At 32.7% G+C, this 20,633-nt stretch carries 28 protein-coding genes and 1 pseudogene; 2 read left to right on the top strand and 27 right to left on the bottom strand.

What is annotated here, in order from left to right:
- A pseudogene (locus BM077_RS12270) lies at positions 1 to 390 on the bottom strand (RNA-guided endonuclease InsQ/TnpB family protein); the annotation flags it as partial.
- Between BM077_RS12270 and BM077_RS14235 the strand changes: the two are divergent.
- Complete coding sequence (locus BM077_RS14235; protein WP_089750678.1) at positions 368 to 511, top strand: transposase; 144 nt, start codon at positions 368 to 370, stop codon at positions 509 to 511. The pseudogene BM077_RS12270 and the gene BM077_RS14235 sit on opposite strands and share 23 nt — an antisense overlap.
- Before the next feature lie 49 nt (positions 512 to 560).
- On the opposite strand, the gene BM077_RS13795 is transcribed toward BM077_RS14235, so the two are convergent.
- The 10 genes from BM077_RS13795 to BM077_RS12220 form a co-directional block, all read right to left on the bottom strand.
- Positions 561 to 731 (bottom strand): hypothetical protein, encoded by a 171-nt coding sequence (locus BM077_RS13795; RefSeq protein ID WP_176941724.1) that lies wholly within the window; start codon positions 729 to 731, stop codon positions 561 to 563.
- Between the two features lie 6 nt (positions 732 to 737).
- Complete coding sequence (locus BM077_RS12260; RefSeq protein ID WP_089750680.1) at positions 738 to 1,481, bottom strand: MBL fold metallo-hydrolase; 744 nt, start codon at positions 1,479 to 1,481, stop codon at positions 738 to 740.
- 251 nt (positions 1,482 to 1,732) lie between these two features.
- Positions 1,733 to 2,920, bottom strand: coding sequence for a glycosyltransferase (locus BM077_RS12255; protein WP_089750682.1), 1,188 nt, complete (start codon positions 2,918 to 2,920; stop codon positions 1,733 to 1,735).
- Positions 2,921 to 2,925: 5 nt separating this feature from the next.
- Positions 2,926 to 3,975, bottom strand: a complete 1,050-nt coding sequence (locus tag BM077_RS12250) for a lysylphosphatidylglycerol synthase transmembrane domain-containing protein (protein WP_176941725.1) — start codon at positions 3,973 to 3,975, stop codon at positions 2,926 to 2,928.
- Positions 3,976 to 3,999: 24 nt separating this feature from the next.
- Positions 4,000 to 4,857: a hypothetical protein gene (locus BM077_RS12245; RefSeq protein WP_089750686.1), complete on the bottom strand. Its 858-nt coding sequence runs from the start codon at positions 4,855 to 4,857 to the stop codon at positions 4,000 to 4,002.
- 23 nt (positions 4,858 to 4,880) lie between these two features.
- A complete protein-coding gene (locus BM077_RS12240; RefSeq protein ID WP_089750688.1) occupies positions 4,881 to 5,408 on the bottom strand; it encodes an anti-sigma factor family protein in 528 nt (175 codons plus the stop codon).
- Positions 5,409 to 5,429: 21 nt separating this feature from the next.
- A complete protein-coding gene (locus BM077_RS12235; protein WP_089750690.1) occupies positions 5,430 to 6,008 on the bottom strand; it encodes an RNA polymerase sigma factor in 579 nt (192 codons plus the stop codon).
- A 173-nt stretch (positions 6,009 to 6,181) separates the two neighbouring features.
- Positions 6,182 to 6,943 carry an N-acetylmuramoyl-L-alanine amidase family protein gene (locus BM077_RS12230; protein ID WP_089750692.1) on the bottom strand — a complete coding sequence of 254 codons (762 nt, stop codon included), beginning with the start codon at positions 6,941 to 6,943 and terminating at the stop codon, positions 6,182 to 6,184.
- 72 nt (positions 6,944 to 7,015) lie between these two features.
- On the bottom strand, positions 7,016 to 8,212 hold the full coding sequence (locus BM077_RS12225) for a M48 family metallopeptidase (RefSeq protein ID WP_089750694.1): 1,197 nt from the start codon (positions 8,210 to 8,212) through the stop codon (positions 7,016 to 7,018).
- Positions 8,213 to 8,231: 19 nt separating this feature from the next.
- Complete coding sequence (locus BM077_RS12220; protein ID WP_089750696.1) at positions 8,232 to 8,552, bottom strand: hypothetical protein; 321 nt, start codon at positions 8,550 to 8,552, stop codon at positions 8,232 to 8,234.
- 274 nt (positions 8,553 to 8,826) lie between these two features.
- Here BM077_RS12220 and BM077_RS12215 point away from each other — a divergent pair, with 274 nt between their 5' ends.
- A complete protein-coding gene (locus tag BM077_RS12215; RefSeq protein WP_089750698.1) occupies positions 8,827 to 9,018 on the top strand; it encodes a hypothetical protein in 192 nt (63 codons plus the stop codon).
- A 39-nt stretch (positions 9,019 to 9,057) separates the two neighbouring features.
- On the opposite strand, the gene BM077_RS12210 is transcribed toward BM077_RS12215, so the two are convergent.
- From BM077_RS12210 to BM077_RS12150, 16 genes are all read right to left on the bottom strand, one after another.
- On the bottom strand, positions 9,058 to 9,576 hold the full coding sequence (locus BM077_RS12210) for a protease complex subunit PrcB family protein (protein ID WP_089750700.1): 519 nt from the start codon (positions 9,574 to 9,576) through the stop codon (positions 9,058 to 9,060).
- 94 nt (positions 9,577 to 9,670) lie between these two features.
- Positions 9,671 to 9,832, bottom strand: a complete 162-nt coding sequence (locus tag BM077_RS13790) for a hypothetical protein (protein ID WP_176941726.1) — start codon at positions 9,830 to 9,832, stop codon at positions 9,671 to 9,673.
- A gap of 88 nt (positions 9,833 to 9,920) precedes the next feature.
- On the bottom strand, positions 9,921 to 10,766 hold the full coding sequence (locus BM077_RS12205) for a formate dehydrogenase subunit gamma (RefSeq protein WP_218124691.1): 846 nt from the start codon (positions 10,764 to 10,766) through the stop codon (positions 9,921 to 9,923).
- 22 nt (positions 10,767 to 10,788) lie between these two features.
- Entirely contained in the window at positions 10,789 to 11,667 is an 879-nt protein-coding gene (locus BM077_RS12200; protein WP_090095280.1) for a cytochrome c3 family protein, read from the bottom strand.
- 111 nt (positions 11,668 to 11,778) lie between these two features.
- A complete protein-coding gene (locus tag BM077_RS13785) occupies positions 11,779 to 11,931 on the bottom strand; it encodes a hypothetical protein (RefSeq protein ID WP_176941727.1) in 153 nt (50 codons plus the stop codon).
- A 43-nt stretch (positions 11,932 to 11,974) separates the two neighbouring features.
- Positions 11,975 to 12,169 (bottom strand): hypothetical protein, encoded by a 195-nt coding sequence (locus BM077_RS12195; RefSeq protein WP_089750703.1) that lies wholly within the window; start codon positions 12,167 to 12,169, stop codon positions 11,975 to 11,977.
- Between the two features lie 190 nt (positions 12,170 to 12,359).
- Positions 12,360 to 12,533, bottom strand: a complete 174-nt coding sequence (locus BM077_RS13780) for a hypothetical protein (protein WP_176941728.1) — start codon at positions 12,531 to 12,533, stop codon at positions 12,360 to 12,362.
- A 313-nt stretch (positions 12,534 to 12,846) separates the two neighbouring features.
- Positions 12,847 to 14,553: a TIGR04190 family B12-binding domain/radical SAM domain protein gene (locus BM077_RS12190; RefSeq protein WP_089750705.1), complete on the bottom strand. Its 1,707-nt coding sequence runs from the start codon at positions 14,551 to 14,553 to the stop codon at positions 12,847 to 12,849.
- 144 nt (positions 14,554 to 14,697) lie between these two features.
- A complete protein-coding gene (locus tag BM077_RS12185) occupies positions 14,698 to 15,195 on the bottom strand; it encodes an NADH-quinone oxidoreductase subunit J family protein (protein WP_089750707.1) in 498 nt (165 codons plus the stop codon).
- Positions 15,196 to 15,220: 25 nt separating this feature from the next.
- On the bottom strand, positions 15,221 to 15,640 hold the full coding sequence (locus tag BM077_RS12180; protein WP_089750708.1) for a 4Fe-4S binding protein: 420 nt from the start codon (positions 15,638 to 15,640) through the stop codon (positions 15,221 to 15,223).
- A gap of 14 nt (positions 15,641 to 15,654) precedes the next feature.
- Entirely contained in the window at positions 15,655 to 16,686 is a 1,032-nt protein-coding gene (nuoH, locus tag BM077_RS12175) for an NADH-quinone oxidoreductase subunit NuoH (protein WP_089750709.1), read from the bottom strand.
- Between the two features lie 44 nt (positions 16,687 to 16,730).
- On the bottom strand, positions 16,731 to 17,849 hold the full coding sequence (locus BM077_RS12170) for an NADH-quinone oxidoreductase subunit D (RefSeq protein WP_089750711.1): 1,119 nt from the start codon (positions 17,847 to 17,849) through the stop codon (positions 16,731 to 16,733).
- A 36-nt stretch (positions 17,850 to 17,885) separates the two neighbouring features.
- The gene (locus BM077_RS12165; protein ID WP_089750713.1) at positions 17,886 to 18,287 is read right to left on the bottom strand and encodes an NADH-quinone oxidoreductase subunit C; all 402 of its coding nucleotides are present in this window, start codon (positions 18,285 to 18,287) and stop codon (positions 17,886 to 17,888) included.
- A 12-nt stretch (positions 18,288 to 18,299) separates the two neighbouring features.
- On the bottom strand, positions 18,300 to 18,809 hold the full coding sequence (locus tag BM077_RS12160; protein WP_089750715.1) for an NADH-quinone oxidoreductase subunit B: 510 nt from the start codon (positions 18,807 to 18,809) through the stop codon (positions 18,300 to 18,302).
- Positions 18,800 to 19,105 carry an NADH-quinone oxidoreductase subunit A gene (locus BM077_RS12155; RefSeq protein WP_445082270.1) on the bottom strand — a complete coding sequence of 102 codons (306 nt, stop codon included), beginning with the start codon at positions 19,103 to 19,105 and terminating at the stop codon, positions 18,800 to 18,802. Before BM077_RS12155 ends, BM077_RS12160 begins: the two co-directional genes overlap by 10 nt.
- A gap of 84 nt (positions 19,106 to 19,189) precedes the next feature.
- Positions 19,190 to 20,632: an NADH-quinone oxidoreductase subunit N gene (locus BM077_RS12150; protein ID WP_089750719.1), complete on the bottom strand. Its 1,443-nt coding sequence runs from the start codon at positions 20,630 to 20,632 to the stop codon at positions 19,190 to 19,192.
- Position 20,633: the final 1 nt, after the last annotated feature.

The raw sequence follows: 20,633 nt of genomic DNA, 5'->3' as shown, positions 1-20,633 counted from the left end.
TAACAGTTTTCCTTCTCTAATTCTGGTAGCTAAGTTAGTAAATATTATTTCGCTTGGATTACTATTTAAATATTTAAAATTAGGTGGTTTTGGTTGACCTTGATATTTATTAGGATTATTATTGTAATCTTTGATTGAGTTAAAGTAACTTTTCCAATCTTGAGCTAATTGTTTAAATAGTTGTTGTCTATTATGGCTGTGTAAATAATCTGTATGCCAATTAGATTTAAAATTATTTTCTAATCGAGTATATACAGGTTTGACTTCTTCATTATTCTTTATTTGATAATTAACTGTATTATACAATTTTGAACAATGCCAACTTAGTTCTTTAACTATTTCTAGTTGTTTATGACTAAAATTAGGTTTGAATTTAAAAGTTAATTTCATTTCTTTACACCTCCTCCATTTGGAATCTGCTTTTTGGTCTAGAAGCTATTGCGTTGTATCTACTGGTGGTGCTACCATAGAAACAATTAAAGAATATATTGAAAATCAAGGAAAAGAGTAATTTTAAATTCAATATTTAATTAAACTTAAAATAGCCAATTTATCACCACCTAAATCACAGATTTAGATGGTGTTTTCTTGGCTGTTTTAGATAAAAACTGATATTCACCATCTATTAATACCAAAGGTATTAAAACAGCAGAATTAAAATATCTTTCTTTGCCACTAATTCCAGGGGGTTTTTGTAACATCTCTTTTATCTTGTCTAAATCCCTATTCATCGTTGGCTACCACCTTCCTGCTTCATTAATTTTTTCACCTCTTCTCTTAATTTCTACAGTCTCTACAGGTAATTCTTTGATCTCTGCAGCAAAATCTGTAGTAATATAATAGTTATCTCTAAAATGAATGGGCACTATTAATTTCGGTTGAATATTCTCTGCAAAATATCTTCCAGCTAAATAATAAAATTCTTCTAACCTAGGATCAACCGGTACAAATGCTATATCAATCTCTTTTCCTTTTAATTTGTTAAGTTCTGCTTTATAATCCTCTTCCTCTCTTTTTTGCTCTTTAGTGGTAAACTTCTTCCAATGCCACCAGTTTAAATCTCCAGAGTGGAAGATATTAAGACCATCTACTTCTACATAGAACGAAACCCCTTGGTCTGTAGTTCCATATGTTTCGATATATATATCATCTAATTCAAGTTTTTGGTATTCTTTAACTTTATAGTAGTTACTCTTATCTGAGACGTCTATATCATCACTTAATATATAATTGATGTTTGAATTATTCTTTACCCAATCGAAAATGACAGAGTTGAAATGATCAGCATGATTATGACTTACAAATACTAAATTATTATCTTTAGCTTGTAAACTATCTGCTGTTATTACTCCGTTCTCAATACTTCTTTCTTGACCAACTGGAGAATCATTAAAATAATCAAAAATTAAAAAAGAATTAGAAGTCTCAACTGCAACCCCACTATGATAAAGATGATAGATCTCTGCTTCTCTTTGTATCATATTTGTGATATTTACCTCCTCTGTTTTTCCTCAACCTTAGCCTAAACCTTAACCTCTCTATTTACTAATATATTATACTAGACAAAACAATTAACTTCCTGCATAAATAATATTACAATTAAATATACTCCCCTATTAAACCATAAAAACAAAAAAGCCCAAACCAAGTAAATACTCAGTTTGAACCTCATTATTAATTACTTAATTCTTAATATTATTATCATTAGCCTTAATCTTAACCTTAACCCTAACTACCTTCTTCCTACAACTACTTCCGGTTGATAGCTAACTTTACGTTTACATAGCGTATAATAATGTCCTAATACATCGTTAGCTAACTTATCAATACTATATTGATTAGACTTCTCTAATGCTTTTTTACTCATTTTTTGATATAGGTCTTTATCTGTTAATAACTTCTCTACCCTTCGCGCAAAACCCTGACTATCACCAGGTTGTAATAGATAACCATCTTCACCATCAGTAATAATATCTTTAACCCCGGTTCCTTCTAACGCTACAACTGGTGTCTTACCGGCGAGAGCCTCTGTAATTACCATTCCTTGAGTCTCTGATAAAGAAGAAAAAACAAAAACATCCGCTATCTTATAGAGTTTAATTAGTTCTTTACGTTCTTTTCTACCCAAGAATTCAACCTGCTCATTAATTCCTAAATCCTTAGTCATTTGAACTAAATTTTTTCTTTCTGGCCCATCTCCAACTATTAGTAACTTTCTTTTCAAGTCTGCCTTTAACACCGATTCTAAAGAATTAATTAAAAAATCAATATTCTTCTCCGTAGCCAATCTACTAACAAAGAGTAATAACTCATTATCATCGATTCCTTTATTACTAGCATAATCACCAACTTCTACTTCATCATAATTGCTAAGGTCCATTCCCGTTGGCATTACCTTAATATCTGATTTAACACCAATATTCTTTAAGTATTCAGTCATCCCTCGAGTCGGGGTAAAGACTAAATTAGATTGATTACAGAAGTCCCCAACTATCTTATCTAAAGCTATTCCACAAACCTTATCTACTCCTAAAGGTAGATAATGACAGTATTCTTTATAACGAGTATGGTAAGTATAAACTACTGGTATACCATATTTATTACCTAATTTCTGCCCTACTCTTCCCAAAAAGAATGGATGATGACAATGAATTACATCTATATCTAAATCAAAAAACTTTCGTTTTAAACTACTTAATATAGACACAGGAATCGGCAAATAATTATTACCATGCTTAAGTACTCTCAGCGATGGAATTCGAACAACATTCTCCTCATCTTCAGTAAGGTCCTTATATTTAGGGGCAAAAATAGTAACTTGATGCCCCATCTCTCTAAACTTTTTAGCAAAAATATCTATTGAAATCGGGACCCCACCTACAAACGGTCGATAGTTATTAGTAAACATAGCGATATGCATATAAATCAACTCCCTTCTTTTTCACCTTCGACATTCATAATTTTATCTAAAGTAACCTGACCTAAAACCTTAATAAATACGTATAATCCTAATGCAACACCTAAATAGATCACAAAAAATCGCCACAATAAAATTAGTAATCCAATCGAATACTTAGGCACATACCGTAAAAATAGAATCATAAAGCCACCTTCTGCTATTCCACTTCCACCAGGAGTAGGTGTAAAATACATCAATGTTGTTAAGATAACTTGATTTAGAATAATCGTGAAAAAAGGCACTTCAAAACCAAAAGCTTTAATTAATAATACCGGAATACTAAATTGTACCACTAAAAACAGAATGGTATAAATAATACTTAATAATAAGTTTTTCCTTCCTTTAGTTAAATATACTCGAAAACTAGTATTAAATTCATTTATATTCTTTAAAGCGAACTTTAGTAATTTATCAGTATGCTTTTTATTGATGAATTTAAACTTATTTAAAAAATCTATTATTATATATAAGAAGCTTTTAATTCTCTTAGGAAATAAAATAATAGCTATATACAAGATACCGGTCAAAGCAAAGAAAAAGATGATATAAGAAAATACATATTTAAAATTACTTTGCGGCAATAATTCAGGATATAAAATTATAATAAGTGGACTTATAACAGCAAAGAATAAAAGGGCAATAATAAACTTCATAGAAGTAATAACGATTCCTCTAGAAATAGATACCTTCTTTCGATGTAGCAAAAAGACTTGCATTGGACCCCCACCAGTTTGAAAAGGAGTCACTGCTGCTAAAAATAGATTAGTCCAAACTAATTTAAAACCTAAAGGAAAGGAAATATCCTCACCGATTCCTCTTGCTAATTCCTTAATTCTCATAAAATCAAAGAACCACATTACTATGGTTAAAACTAAAGTTAATAAGATATAATGTAACTTTAATCTAAAAATCTGTTGCCAAGTTTCAAAATTTGCTGTATAGTAAATAATACCTCCAATTACTAATAAACTTACAATATAAAAGAAGATCAGGCCATTTCTAATCCGATTATCCACACTATTCACTCCACTTCTCTCTATCTATTTCAACGGTAATAAATTATAAATTATAGCTCCAAATCCTAATGTAGCTAAAACTATTAAGAATAATCCCCCTATTATTGGGATAAACCAACATAGAGCTATCAAGCTCATCCCAAATATACTTAAAGTGATTTGACTATCTATTTTAATTGTAATTAATTTCGACAATTGCTTCCCAATCAAATATGCCATTCCATTTAAACCAATAAAAATACCTGCTAATAGTAAACTCAATAACAGAAGACTAAAAGCAGAACCAATTATAGTAAAAGCAGTAATAATAATTAATAAATTAAATAAAAGCAAACTAGTAACTCCAATCAAAGCAACCTTTATAAAATCATTGGTAACTGTATCAGCTATAGAATTAATCTGTTTGGGAATCAATAAATTTAATAAAATACTTAATAATAGTAATATAATAGCAACTAAATACTTAATAAACATAAAGAAGAGTAATAAAAGTAGACCTACTAATAGAATATCAAAATCTGACGTTAATAATTCTAAATTAAAGATATTTTCCGTAATTTTTGCCTCTGATGCTTGTGTAACCTTGCCACCAATTACTCCTATATTACCTAGAATTATAGCTGAAGGCTTAATTACTAAGTCTCCACCTAAAACTACTACATCATCCTTTACTGTCCCAGCAATAATCACTTCCCCACCAACAGCAATTACATTCTTTACTACCTGATCTTTTGTAATCATAACATTGCCATGTTCAATTACATTCTTAACTTCTGAATCTTCTTTAGCAAAAATAGGGGTAATACTTAATAATGAAATTGACAATATTATTATTAATATTATAATAATCTGTTTGGAACTTATATTACTTGTGATTGACATCCTTCAACTCTCCTTAATAATAATTATGAATCATCACGTTTCTTAAAACGCTGAATCACTACAATAAAACTTAAGATGCTAACTACTAAAGCACTCTGTAAATAAAGCATTAACTCCGGATATAGTTGTATTAACTTATCACTAACAAAATAAGAGCTACTGAACAGATGATATAATATAGTACCTAAAGTAAAGAGTTGTAGTTCATTAGCAATAAATGCTAATGAGATTGCACCTAAGAAAGAAATAATTAACATAGCAATAGTAATTAACTTATTATTAACAAATAAACTACTTAACCAATCCTCTAATGATAAATTATAAATAGCATTTTCCTCTTCAATTTTACATATTACTTTATCAGTAAAATCATTAGAAAGACCTATTGATTGATAATTATTTAAATTTCCTACTAAAGCACTTAATTCTTCATATTTTAATCTACATTCATAGCATCCATCTAAGTGTTTCTCTATCTTCTTTTTAGTAAATGATGGTACCTCCTGGTCTAAATAAGCTGATAACTCTCTTTGTATCTTATGACACTCCATGATTTAAGCCTCCTCACTTATTTAATTTATCTGTTTTTTTTTACTATTAGTTAGATATTTTTGCAAACGACTGCGAGCCGTGTTTAACCGAGACTTTACAGTACCTAAAGGAATCTCTAAAAAATCTGCAATCTCTTGATAAGTAAAACCCTGCATATCTCGTAAGATAATTACTTGTCTATGTTTAAAAGATAAAGTATCAAGTCCTTCCATTATTACTCTCTGTAACTCTTTCTTCTCTAAATATCTCTCCGGAGCATCCTCTTCATCAGGAACCTGTCTCCTTAAAACATTTCTCAATGGTGGTTCCTCTAAAGAAAGCAAATCCTCATCCGGCTGTTGCCTAAAATAATCACGACAGAGATTAAGAATAATCTTATATAACCATGTAAAGAAACTAGAATCTTCCTTAAAATTTTTAATATTTTTATAAACACGGATAAATGCTTCCTGAGCTATATCCTCTGCTAACTGTCGGTCACTAATCATCTGATATGCTACATTAACAGCATCTGTCTTATATTTATTAATTAAAATGCGAAACGCATCTTTGTCTCCATTCTTACATTTTTGGATTAAACCTTTCTCTCCCTTATTCATTAAGATAACCCCCGTGTAAAATGACCTTTCAGTATATTAGACGTAAAAAATAAAAAAAAGTTCATTTTTAAAGCAAATTTTTTAAATTATTTTTTAACTACTTCCTCCAACACTTAATATATCATATATAATAGAAAAATCAAAAAATCGCCTGCTAATTCAGCAGACGATCTCTATTTAAAACTACCATTTGTTTTTATTGTTGAACCTTGCTCTAATCTATCTAAATAGAAAGCAAAACTAGAAAAATATTCTTCTATACCATAATATAGAGTTCTAGCTACTAACCATTGATAATCATCTTTTTGTAATAAACGATTATCCATAGGATTTGTAATATATCCTACTTCTATTAAGAGCCCAGGTTTTTGAGCATTCCTAAGCAAGAAATAATCTCCTTCAATTGGTGCATTATCAACCGGTTCTAAACCTTTAAATTCCATCTCATTTAACTTTACTTGAAATAAATGAGCTAAATCTTTATTATCATCTTGATAAAAGACTAATGGTCCTCTTAAATATGAAGAACCAGCATTAACATGAATGCTAATAAACAGATCTACTTTCTCTTGATTGATTATCTCTACCCTTGCCCATAAGTCTCTGACGTGACGACTCCGAGACCGACTATTTAAATGATCTAATGCTGTATCTTTATCTCTAGTCATAATTACCTCAGCATTATTATCTTCTAATACCTCTCTTAGTTTTAAACTAATAGCTAAGTTAATATTTTTTTCTAATAATCCCTTGCGATTAGTCCCTCCATCTATTCCACCATGACCAGGGTCAATTACAATTACCTTCTTCTGCAAAGGATTTCTAAGTCGAATAAAGACCGGCAAATCGCTATATCTTTTCCCTAACTGAAAAAGAAATAAAAATAGAACAAAAAGTATATATATTAAGTACTTCTTCTTAATAACCAAAAACATATACTCTACTCCTCCTTAGATTCAGTACTACCTAATTTATAAGTATTGAATCTAAGAAAAAAATATACTAATTTAATACATAATCGGCCCTCTTAAAACCTTCCAACCATACTCTTCATTTATTAAGTCAATAGCAAAGACACCATTTTTTTCTAACTGATCAAACTTTTTGAATTTATGTAACTTCTTCTTTTGATGAATCTTAACTTTCTTATGACTTTTAAACTTATGCTGCTTAAACTTCTGTTTAACATTATTCTTAATTGCAAAGAATGTAATCGCTACTCGTGCTGTTCCTTCTACTTGATTTCTAATCTCTAACGAATAGCTCAAACGATATTGTCCTTGCCACTCTTTAATCTTTTTACGAATCTTTATTAATTGCTCGTTATCCTTAAACTTTTCTAAATTAATATTGTTATGAACCATCTCTGAATATGTAGAATAGATAACCGAAATATCATTCCTTAATAATCCAGTAGTCAACCGCCTCGTCGTAGCAATAGGAGAATAGTATAATTCCTTAGCTGCTTTTAATTTACTAACTAATCCTGCTAAATAATTAATTCGATCATTTACATTAGGATGACTAGAAAATAGTTCTAATAATTCCGAATCATTCACTCTTTCTTGACCCGCTTTTAATACCTTCATTAACCCAATAGTCCCCGCAGGATCATAATTACTTTCCTCTAATAAAAAAACCGAATAACGGTCAGCCTCTCTTTCTTGCTTACGACTAAATCCTTTCTGTAACAATTGCCAACTGAGGGCAGTTATAAAACCCGGACCTTCTTGATTAACTTGCCCATCCTTAGCATAGTCAATTAAAAGACTCCCTAATCTAATCCCTTGAATTAAATCAATACTATCTTGAATATCATCATTAACTCCATGTCCTAATTCATGAGCTAATACTGCTGCCAATTGATTTCGATTCTCTGTCGCTTTTAACATTCCCTCAAATAACATCACATGACCATCGCCCAAATAGACAGCATTTAGCACCTTCGTATCAACTACATGCAACTTAAAATCAATATCTGGAGCATCCTTTTCAGCTTTACTAGCTAACTTATTAAAAATTTTCTCTACTTTATTTCTGACTCTAGGTTTTAACTTGGCTTTCCCATAGCGTTCAGTATACCTCTTTAAATTCCTTTTAGCAATTTCCTTTTCCAAATCTGATACTGCATCTACTGGCATACTAATTAATAATAAAAATAGCAAAATTAATATAACAACTCTACTTTTATTGAAAATTCTCATCAATATCAATCCCTCGTTTCTACTTACTAAGAGTTACTTTAATATAATTGGTTTCTTGACTCTGTATTCTTACTTTAGTTTCCTTCTCAATATTGTTCCCAACAATTCTGACAGCATATATTCCACTTCTTAAACCATAAAAATCTGCTTCACCTTTAATAGTATAAGCAAATCTAACTCTATGTTGAAAATCTGAAGTATATAGCCCAACATAAATATCACTAATTAGATTCTGTTGCTGGTCATACACGACTACCTTCAAATTCCCTTGTCCATTACAACCAGCAAGAATTATTAATAAACTCAAAATAATAATTATTAAAAGACACTTTTTCTTCACTACTAAATTCACCCTTTACTTTTTAACAGTATAAGTTTAATACCCATTTAATACCCAGAACTCTTATATAAGTAAATTTCATAACATAATTAAATTTCGAACATAATTAACAAGAAATTTTTGGCATCAGCAATTAACTATATAAGTGCTTTATACAACTAATTCTTTATTCTTCAATCTAAATCCTGCTAAAGAATGAAAAAGAAGATGAATAAAATTTATCACCTTGAGGAAGAATAATTATAAATTGATAATGATAGGAGGTATAAAATAAATGTATGACGAAAAAATACTTCATCAAGTCGCTGACAAATGTCCTGAATATGAGGCTATCACTGCCGCCCAGGGATATGGCATTTCATTTTTAACTAATTTAGAAGCATTAGAAGATGCTCAGTGTGATCTATGTGTTTATTGGCAAAGTGGTAGCTGTGATATCTTTCAAAAACATCATAAAAAATACTAAGACCTACCTCCATTTAATGAGATAGGTCGCAAAACTTCTTTATTTATTTAATACTTCACCATCTTGATTAACAACTACTAAATCCAACTTGCTAATTTCAGCACTTCCAAATTTATCTTTATCAATTGTAATTAAATCATAAGGATAAGTAATCACCATTGTTACCATATCATCTGGACTAGGACTTACTCGCTTAACTTTGACCAATACTTTATCATCTTTCTTTGCCACTTTATCAATCTGAATACCATAACCTCCACTTGGCATTTCTCCTAAATATGCTAATATAGCCACTCTATTACTTAAATCAGTCTCTTTTAATTCTTGGTAATAAGGTTTATTCTTCTCCAAACTCCAATCATTTAATAATTCTTCTTTATTCTTAGCTGTAATCAACTTGTATTTACCATTCTGAGGGAGATCCTTTTTAAACCAATCTCCTTTTAGCTCTTGATCTGCTTTATAAATTGCTGGTGAAGAATCAATAATATTAGCTAAATTACAACCAACAACTAGTATCATAACTCCTATTAATATAAGTCCTACTTTTATTCTCATTCTATCCCTCCTTCAAGCCACATCTTATCACCCCACTTCTGTACTGTCAATAGCAAAAGCACCCTGTAAATACAGGATGCTTTTGAAAAGGTAATTATTCGCAACAGTTCACATCGGTAACACTAGCTTCTACCTCATCCATTACTTTACCACAGTTTTCGCAAACATAGTTACTGCCAGCACTAGCCATCTCCTCACCACAACATAATGGAGCTGAGAATTCAGTGCCGCAATCACTACACTTAAATGAACTCATAATCATCCTCCTTCTTTAGAATGAATTTTTAAAATTACTTATTAATATTCTTTCTTAAAAGGAAGATAATTATTCTAAAATTTGCAAGCTAAAATCCTAACGGAACAAATGTCTTTAATAACCAGACTAAAAATACTGCATAAAGTGCTATTTCTACTCCTATTAACCCTCTGCTATTAGCAAATTTAAAGCTTTTAGAGTCTTCAACATCTGTTTTCAATTCTTCCTTATAATCGATCTCATCCATAATCTCTCTTAATTCCTCTGGATGTTCATGTTCCATCTGCGTCTTACTTACCTTCCCTGTAATCCAAGTCTTATTCATTGGAAAGAAGTCTGGACTTAAATGAGCATTATACATATGCCAAACAACGATTGCTAATGCTGCTAGTACCGCCTCACCACTATGAGCTGCTCTAAATGCTTCGATTACCCAACGGGGTACAAACTTAACTGTTATCTGTGGGAAATACATCATTAAACCAGACAAACCCATAACCACTGTACCCCAAATTAATGCTAAATATTCCATCTTCTCTTTATAACAGTATCTACCGTATTCTGGATGCTCATCTGTCAATCCCAAATTATACTTTATCGTTTGTACTATCTCTACTGCATCCTTCCACTTTGGTAGAATCGCAAATGAAGGTTCGTTTAAGTATGCATATGCTGCTAAGTAAACAAAGTGATAACTAAACGCTAATAACATCAATATACCGCTAACTACATGTGTATAGAACATTGTATCAAACCCACCAAATAATGAAACTATCTTAGCAGATAAAGCTGCTCCATGATACTTAATTGGTAGTCCGGTTATTACACAAGTAGTGAAAGTTAAGAAGTTAACAAAGTGTTGAATCCGCTGATTCAATGTGAGTCGTTGAAACATCAGACCGCGTTCTTCAGAGAATGATATTCTTTCTTCCATTAGCATCTATCCCTCCTTAAATTTAATTAAGATCTATATCTGAATCATCTACATCTATCGTAATATCATCTTTCTTAGCCTTTCTAAACTTACCAAATAACTCAATTAAGATATGAACTAACATAAACCCAATAGTTAAGATAATCAACCATATATACGCTTTACTAATGTAATATGGAATCTTATTCTTATCTTTTGCTGATAAAGTTAAGTGTTCACTTCCTTTAGCAAAATTTGCTTGCGCATCCTGATGACACTTAGCGCAAGTAGCTGGTTTGTTCTTGGCTGAGACTGGTGAGGCAGCTACTTCATCCCCTAATGCCTTATGGGCGCCATGGCAGTCTACACAACTGGCTGATTCTTGACTGCCTAATAATACTGCTTTACCATGAAAACTCTGCTTATAACCTTCTAAAATAGCTCCTTGATGGCATTGAGTACACATTTTAACTTCCTCTTGTTTAGTTAGTTCTAGTTTCTGCACATTATGCTCACCATGACACGCATTACAGCTTACATCAGCCATACCATTTTTTGTTGCCTTCCAGTGTTTACTTGCTTTATAATCCTTAGCTACATTAGCATGACACATCTGACAACTCTTAGTCACCTGTACTGTTAACTCTTGACCATAAACTACATCTTGATGCGGAAAACCTTGAATATTCATGTGGCAAGTAGTACATGGATTATTCTTATGAACCGAATCTGCTAGTACAGCTGGGTCAACAGTTAATGATATCTCTTTGCCGTCATGCTTAGTGCTAAACCCTTCTCGTTGATGACAAGTCAAACATGATTTATTAGCAGCAGGAATATTATCCTGGGCTAAAAGCACACCATTAAAGACAAATAATAAACTCAGCATCAATATTAAATATAATCCTTTTCTTATATTCATTTTTAAATTTTTCACCCCTTTCAATAAATAAAAAATAAAAATAGAGACCAGCTAAATTAATAGCACTGGTCTCTGGACTTAACGTCTCTGGACTATCTCTATTTAGAATATTCAATTATACTCAATCGTCTTTACCTGTTCGGCTTCAATAACTACAAATCGTTTGCAGTGTCTACACTTAATAATCACCTTATCCTCTACTATCTCACAAACAATCTTTCCACACTTACACCTTAAATAATCATCTATGGCATCTGCCTCCACACCTCCACCTCCTTTACTATAAGTTCTGACTAATCAATTACTTTTAAAAATTAGTTGGCCAAATAACCATCGTATAAAGCACTGAAGTTAATGCTAGTAATACTCCGCTTAAGAGAACAAAAGTAACTCCTTTTAAGACTTTGTGCTGAATATCAAACGTTTCATCAACTAATAACCAACCTGTTCCAAAACTAAACAACACTATCAATAATGCGCTAACTGCTAGGATGAATGTCATTGTTAATCCCCCCTTTCTAATAAAATTGGATTAAATAAAAATAGAGGCCAACATCACAACAATACTTCTGTGATGCTGGCCTCTGGACTTAAAGTCTCTGGACTCAAATTAATCATGAGCATAATCTTAATATTTCATTTTAAATATAAAAGAGCCAGCATTGTAAACTACACAACGCTGGCCTCTGGACTTAAAGTCTCTGGACTCTTGTCTCTGAACTTTGTCTATAATTCTTATATTCAACTCTTGTAATCTGACGATCCTGAATCACCACAAACCTTTTACAATGCCTACACTTAATAATGATCTTGTCTTCTTCAATCTTAGACACCAACTTATCACAGGCACATCTTACATCTTTCATTAATGATCCTCCCTTTTTTTGATATTAAAGTGAATATGACCCCCTTAAAGTCTACACTTTAATATCTTTAAGTTTTGAAACTATCCCCTTAACATTTACCTTGAGTTGAATATTAGTTTATTAATATAATCCAACTAAATTATTTTGTCATTAATTATAATATAATTGGATTATAATCAAGATTGTTATTTTTATCACAAGAACTTATATCATCACATCCTTTCTATAATATTAATTCTAGATTTCTGAGGTATTCTCCTGCAAATATGGTAATAAAAGTAAAATAATTTTATTATTTTAAAGCTTTAAAGTTTCAAGCTAATAACATCTTAAAGATTCCTGATAACTTAAACTTTATAAATTTAACTGGCCAATCTAACTCTGTCTTATCACAAACAGTAGAGATACTATACTTGTCAATCTCACCTCTTAGTTTTAAATGTTCTACAAAGTCTAACTCTTCATCTTTCTTTTCAAGAAGCTCTTTTAACTTCTTAGCCTGACTAATTCGGTTAGTGATATTCTCATTAGTCTGGTCATCAATTCTGTCGTATTTATGTTTCAACTTATTTAACCTTTCTGCTGCTGAATAGGTCTGCTCTACAATCTCTTTTCGTGTCATCCAATCTGTCTCATAACTTAGAATTTCTTCCCACGAAGAATTAGTCAATTGCTTTCTATGGTCATCTAATGTATGCGCCAACTTCTTATAACCCATCTTTTCTGGATGCTCGAAAGCTAAGCTACCAGGGTCTAAGAACGGCCCCATTGGTGAAATAAAACATGATAATCTTTCATCATACTTCTCAAACAGATACTCACAATAATCAATTGTCTCTTGTACTGATTTTGGAGTCTGTCTAGGTAACCCAATCATGAAGAAAACATCAATACGATTACAACCTAATTCAGTAGCTATATCCAATGTTCTTTCCATCTCTTCATTAGTATAAAAGATAGTTCTATCTTGTGCCTTTCTTACAACTTCACTATGGCTTTCAGGAGAAAGCTCTAAGCTCCAATTTTGTACTGATTCATCTATCTTCTTTAAGAACTTTCCGGAAGCTGGACTAAATAACTCAAATACAATCTCATTCTTAAGATTTGCCTTATTTAACCTATTGAGAAATTCACTCACATAGCCACCTCCTGCCTGCCTAATATCACCTACAATGAAGATTGGCCCGCGAGAGAACTGAGCAATCTTTTTCATATTCTTTACCATACTAGCCGGACTTCTAAATATCGGACCTTGGCGTTTGTTATAGTGCTCATTAGTGCACACTGAACGCCCACATGTAATACACCCTTGCTTACAACCCTTCACTGAAAATACTGTTGTAATTGGATTGTTTAACCAACCATCAAATGGTAGTATACTTTCTAAATCATGATATCTAAATACATTTTTGATCATAATCTCCGGTCTTAAATCAACATAATCTAAACTATCCGGATTAAAATCTAGTTTATTTATAATAGTTTGTTCTTCATCTTGCCAAGTTAAGTTAGGTACTTTCTCTAAAGAATCTTTATCAGTATTATTATTTTCAATATTCTTCAAAAGCTTTAAGAACGGAACCTCGGTACAGTCACCTCGTAGTACATAGTCAACCTGTTGATAATCTACTAGCTCTTCATGAAAATAAGTCGATGAAAGTCCACCAAAGATAACTGGAGTATCAGGATGCTCTTCCTTAACTATCTTTGCCACTTCTAAGGAGCCATGTGCATGTGGCAACCAATGTAGATCAATTCCAAAAGCTTTAGGATCCAATTTAGAAATAAACTCTCGTGCATCAAAATTCTCATCTTTCATCATTCTTACAGCTAAATTAACGATTCTTACTTTATAACCTTGTTCTTCTAAATAACTCTGGATTGTTAAAAATCCCAATGGATACATTTCAAATACTGGTGAAGAAGGAATTAAATCACTAACCGGGCCGTAAAAAATCGATTTCTTTCTAAAGTCATACACACTTGGTGGATGCAACAAAACTAAATCTACTTTTGACATTTTTATCACCTCATATATTTTTTTAAAATAAATTAAGGCCAGAACTTTATCAAGAACTCTCTTGATAAAATTCTGGCCTCCGGACTCATGGTCTCTGGACTCTGCTTGTCGCTGGACTTAAATATTCAATTATATTCTTTATACTTAGCTTGCTTTCTCTACCTTTTTAGCTAGAACTATAGCACCAATCATTGCTACTAATAACAATATAGCTACTATCTCAAACGGAAGCACATACTGCTGTAACATTACAGTAGCTATATTATGAACAGTAGTCTTAATCGTAGTAATGCTTCCCCACTTAGTCAGCCAAATAACCCTACTAATAACCATTAATAATACTGAAGCAACTAAAAGAGCTAATCCTTTCTGTTTATTAAACAGGTTAGTACTAGACATATCTTCTCTTTGAGTTAACATAACTCCAAAGACTAAAATTATAGCAATCGCTCCACCATATACTAATATTTGAACCGCAGCTAAAAAATTAGCCTGCATTAAAAGATATAATCCAGCCACCCCAACAAAACTGAGAATTAAAAACAAGGCACTATGAACTATATTTCTTGATAATACTAATGCTAAAGCCGAACTTAAGGTAATAATCGCTAAAACCAAGAAGCTTATAGCCTCTAATCCCATTCATTTCACCTCCAGCCTATATTAGTTAACTGACTTCTTTTTTCTTCTTTGGTTTTGTTTGAGTTGGTTTCTCAGCTAATAAGTTCAATATTAAATCCTCTTTATTATAAGTAGCTAATTCAAATTCTTGATTAAATTTCAAAGCATTTGTTGGACATCCTTCTGTGCATAATCCACAGAACTGACACCTTGTTAAATCAACTTTAAATCTAACAATCTCTTTCTTCTTATCTTCACCACGATTTATCTTTAAATCAATTACTGAGTTAGGACAATTTCTATCACATACTGTACAGCCAACACACTTATCTACGTCTAATTCAAATGAACCATGGAAAGTATCCGGTAGATTAGGATATTCATCTGGATATTCCTGCGTAGTATAACCTCCAAAGTACTCTTTTAGAGTAGTAGCTAACCCTTTTAACAATCCTTGCCCATACATCTAATCACCCCCACTTAGATAATATAAAGTACAACTCCAGTTATTAATATATTTAATAACGAAAGTGGTAGTAAAAACTTCCAACCTAAACTTAATAGTTGGTCTATTCTGATCCGTGGAAAAGTCCATCTTACCCAAATTAAGATAAAGATCATAAACCCTGTCTTTAATAAGAACCAAATGTAAGATGGTAAGATAGGTCCATGCCACCCACCTAAGAATAAAGTAGTAGCCATAGCTGAAACTATAAACAGGTGTGCATATTCAGCTAAGAAGAAGAGAGCCCATCTCATTCCACTATACTCTGTCATATACCCAGCAACTAATTCCGATTCACCTTCAGGTAAATCAAAAGGTGGTCGATTAGTCTCAGCTGCTCCAGCAATAAGATATATCAAAAACGCTATCGGTTGTGTTACGATAAACCACATATCCGATTGAGCAGCAACAATATCACTCATCTGCAAAGAACCTGTAATCATTACTACCCCTAGAATCGAAAATACTAGTGGAATTTCATAGCTTAATGACTGAGCTAAACTTCGCATTGCTCCTAACAACGAATACTTATTATTCGAACTCCATCCAGCCATGATTATAGGAATAGTACTTAAAGAACAGACAGCGATGAAATAGAAAATCCCAATATTCATATCTATAGGAATCATATTTTCTCCAAAAGGAATAATAGCAAAAGCCAAAACTGCTGGAGCAAAAAATAGAATAGGTGCTATCATAAATGGTACTTTATCAACTCTATCTGGTATAATATCCTCTTTTCCAACTAATTTTAAAGCGTCAGCTACAGTCTGACACGTACCTTTTGGTCCTACTCGATTAGGTCCTAATCTTACTTGAATAAAACCGGCAACTTTTCGTTCAACATAGATCAAAACCAATGCTGAAATAGCGATTACAGCTAAAACTCCTATCCCTGCTACAAGATCCATAGTTGCCTCAATGCCAAGTTGTGAAAAACCTATATTGACCATACTCTCGCGAAAAAATAGAGCTAGGTTAACAAATAAATTCTGTAAAGCACCCATATGAATCGTCTCCTCTAATTAAAATTAGTTTTAGTAATAATTCTTTACCTATCTACCTCGCCTAAAACAATATCAATACTACCTAAGATAACAATAGCATCTGCAACTTTTTCACCAATCATCATCTCTTCTAGTGCCATCAAGTGAATAAAGGTCGGAGGACGTACTCGAAAACGATATGGTCTCTTGGAGCCATCACTTACTAAGTAGAAGCCTAACTCACCTTTTGGTGACTCAATACTACTGTAAGTAGATCCATCTGGTGGCCGCTTTGGTACTCTCTTAACTTGGACTTTACCTTCTGGTATCATATTTAACGCTTGCTTAATAATTAAACAGCTCTGTTCTATTTCCTCTAAGCGGACTATATATCTGCTATATGTATCTCCTTTATCTCTTGTAGGTACATCAAAATCAAACTTATCATAAATCCCATATGACTGGTCTTTACGTACATCATATTCTACTCCACTAGCTCGAAGGTTAGGACCTGTTACTCCATAATCAATCGCTGTTTCTGGTTTGAGTATTCCAATATCTTTAGTCCGTGCTTGGAATATTTCATTACCAGTGATCAAATTATGATATTCTGGCAGTGCTTCATCTAGCATATAATCTACTATTCTTTCTATCTCCTTCAACTGTTCATCGGAGATATCTTTAGCTACACCTCCAATCCGCATATAACTGTAAGTCATTCGTGAGCCTGTTAACTCTTCAAATACATCTAGAATCATCTCTCGGTCTCTAAAGCCATACATTAAAGCCGTTTGTGAACCTAAGTCATTACCAAAAGTCGCCCAAAAAACACAATGATTAATTATTCTTTGTAATTCAGAAACTATCACTCTAATATATTCAGCCCGTGTTGGCACTTCTAAATCTAATAGCTGTTCAACTGTCTGCACATAAGCTAAATTATTGGTCATAGAACAGATATAATCTAGACGATCAGTAAAAGGTACACATTGTGCATAAGTTCGCTTCTCTGCTAACTTTTCAATACCTCGATGTAAATAACCAACATGAGGATTAACTTTACGAACATTCTCACCATCAAGAGTTAAAACCATTCGAAAAACACCATGAGTACTAGGATGATGAGGACCAAAGTTAACCTCTATTTCTTGCGTTTTAATCCCTTGGTCAACAACCTCTTTCATCTTTTACACCTCATTTCTTATTATCTTAGTTTAAATTTAAGTACTTAATTTAAAATCCTTACGCAAAGGATATCCTTCAAAATTATCCGTTAGTAAGATTCGTTTTAAGTTAGGATGACAACTAAAAGTTATCCCAAACATATCATAAACTTCACGCTCCTGCCAATCAGCTGACCCCCAGATATCCATTACTGATGGAACCTCAGGTTCTTGAGGGTCTACTTCAACTTTAACTTCTAAGCGATCACCAGTTTGTAATGAAAATAGATGATATACTACTTCTAGGTATTCTTGATAATCTACAGCTGTAAGGTTAATTAAATACTCGTAATTAAATTCTGATGCTGTCTTTAAAATTTTCATTGTCTTATATAACCTATCAGCCTCTATATTAATACTTCCATCTTCAATTTGATTCTTGATTACACTTGGCTTCATCTTGACCCTCCTTTATGATTGAATTTTTCGTCTCAATTCCAAAATTCCATAGATCAACGCTTCAGGTCGTGGCGGACAACCAGGAACATATACATCTACTGGTAAGAATTCATCTCCACCATTTACCACATTATATGATTCAGCAAATGGTCCTCCACTAATAGCACAACTGCCCATAGCTAATACATATTTAGGTTCTGGCATCTGCTCGTAAACTCTTAGCACAGCCGGCTCCATCTTCTTAGTAATGGTACCGGCGATAATCATTAAATCAGCTTGCCGAGGTGAGGCTCGAAATACCTCATAACCAAACCGGGCTAAATCATGCCGTGAAGCAGCTGTTGCCATCATCTCAATTGCACAACAAGCTAACCCAAAAGTCAAAGGCCAAATTGAATTACCTCGTGCCCAATTAAGTGCCTTATCAACAGTAGTTAAAACTATATTATTCTTTACATTATCTTTATCTAAAATTTCATGGAGTAGAGAAACTCTACTCCTATTCTTTTCATCTAAAACCATTCTAACGCACCTTCCTTCCAGGCATAAACAAAGCCTATTATCAATATTGCAATAAAGATAAACATTTCAACAAAAGCAAATGTTCCTAGCTGTTGAAAAGTAACAGCCCATGGGTATAAAAATATCGTTTCTACATCGAAGACTAAAAAGACTAATGCATATAGAAAGTAACAGATCTTAAACTGAACCCAAGTTTCTCCTCTGGTATCTAGACCACATTCATACGTTAAATATTTTTGTGGGGATGACTTTGTAGGCGCTAAGATATAAGCTCCAATCAAAGCACCAATAGGCATTAATAGACCCAGAATAAAGAATATTACAATCCCATTAAACTCATACATTTGAGCACCTCCTAAATACTTTTATTTCATATTAGTTTAGAAGACAAAGTTAGCTGCTAATTGAATTAGGTTAATAAACTTTTCAGGAATAATGCCCAATCCTAAAATCGCTATTGCTGAAAATCCGACTACAAATTTTAATTCTGATGGTATAGTCAGTTTCATATTATTAGTTGGGCTTTCAAGGTACATATTCTTTACTACACCATAGTAGTAAGGTAAAGAGATAACACTATTAATTGCCATTGCTAAGGCTAACCATAGATAGTTACTCCCTATCGCTGCTTTAAAGATAAAGAATTTACCTAAAAATCCTCCTGTTGGTGGAATTCCAACTAATGATAAAAAGAATAGAGTCATTGCCGCAGCAAACATTGGTGCCTTCTCACTCAATCCTCTAAAGTCATCTAACTCTTCACTATCGAAGTTATTACTAAGCAAGATTATGACTGCAAAACAACCTAGAGTCATAAATGCATAAGCTAACAGATAGTAAAGTACCGGGAAGATTCCACTTTGAGTAGCAACAGCAACCCCTACTAACACATAACCTGCCTGAGCAATAGCTGAATAAGCCATCATTCGCTTAACATTGGTCTGAGTTAAAGCACCAATATTACCTAAAGTCATTGAAAGCAGAGCTAAAATCGCAATCAATAGTGACCAAGTTTCTGCCAATTCACTAAGTCCTACATTAAACACTCTTAACAATGCTGCAAATGCTGCCGCTTCAGAACCAGTGATCAAAAAAGCAGTAATCGAAGTCGGTGCTCCTTCATAAGTATCAGGTGCCCACATATGGAATGGTACAGCTGCTACTTTAAACCCAAAACCGGCTAAAACGAAGACTACTCCCATCATCAAAAGTGGAGTCATAGAAGCAGCTGTAGCTGTTAAAGCACCTTGGCCAGAGCTTACTACTTCAGCAATCTGAATTAAATTGGTAGTACCAGTCACTCCATAAAGTAGAGAAACTCCAAAGAGTAATAATGCTGAAGTTAATGCTCCAATTAATAAGTACTTTAATGCTGCTTCAGTTGAACGCTTATCCTCCTGTAACATACCGATAAGAATATAAGCCGAAATTGACATTAACTCCAATCCTATATAGATTGAAACTAAACTATAAGACGAAACCATCACTAACATACCTAATGTCGAAGCAACTAATAAACTATAGAATTCACCAGGCTTTATCTTCTTCTCCTCTACATACTTAAATGAGATGACACTTACTACCACAGCAACACCTATTAATAAAGCTTTAAAGAAGATAGAATAACTATCTACAACAAATGAGTGTCCCCATATCATGCCTAAGTCATCAGTTAGATAAGCTAATGAAACTCCAGCAGTTATCAAGCCCACTACTGCTGTTAATCCCACTGTAAATTGATTCTTAGCCAGATACTTAACACCTAAAATAACTATTAGTGTAATAACCATCACTATTTCTGGAGTAAAGATTCCAACATTCATA

This window comes from Candidatus Frackibacter sp. WG13, assembly GCF_900114655.1.
Lineage (GTDB): Bacteria > Bacillota > Halanaerobiia > Halobacteroidales > Acetohalobiaceae > Frackibacter.
The sequence above is the reverse complement of the archived record's forward strand: the minus strand, read 5'-3'. Positions and strand labels throughout refer to the sequence as shown.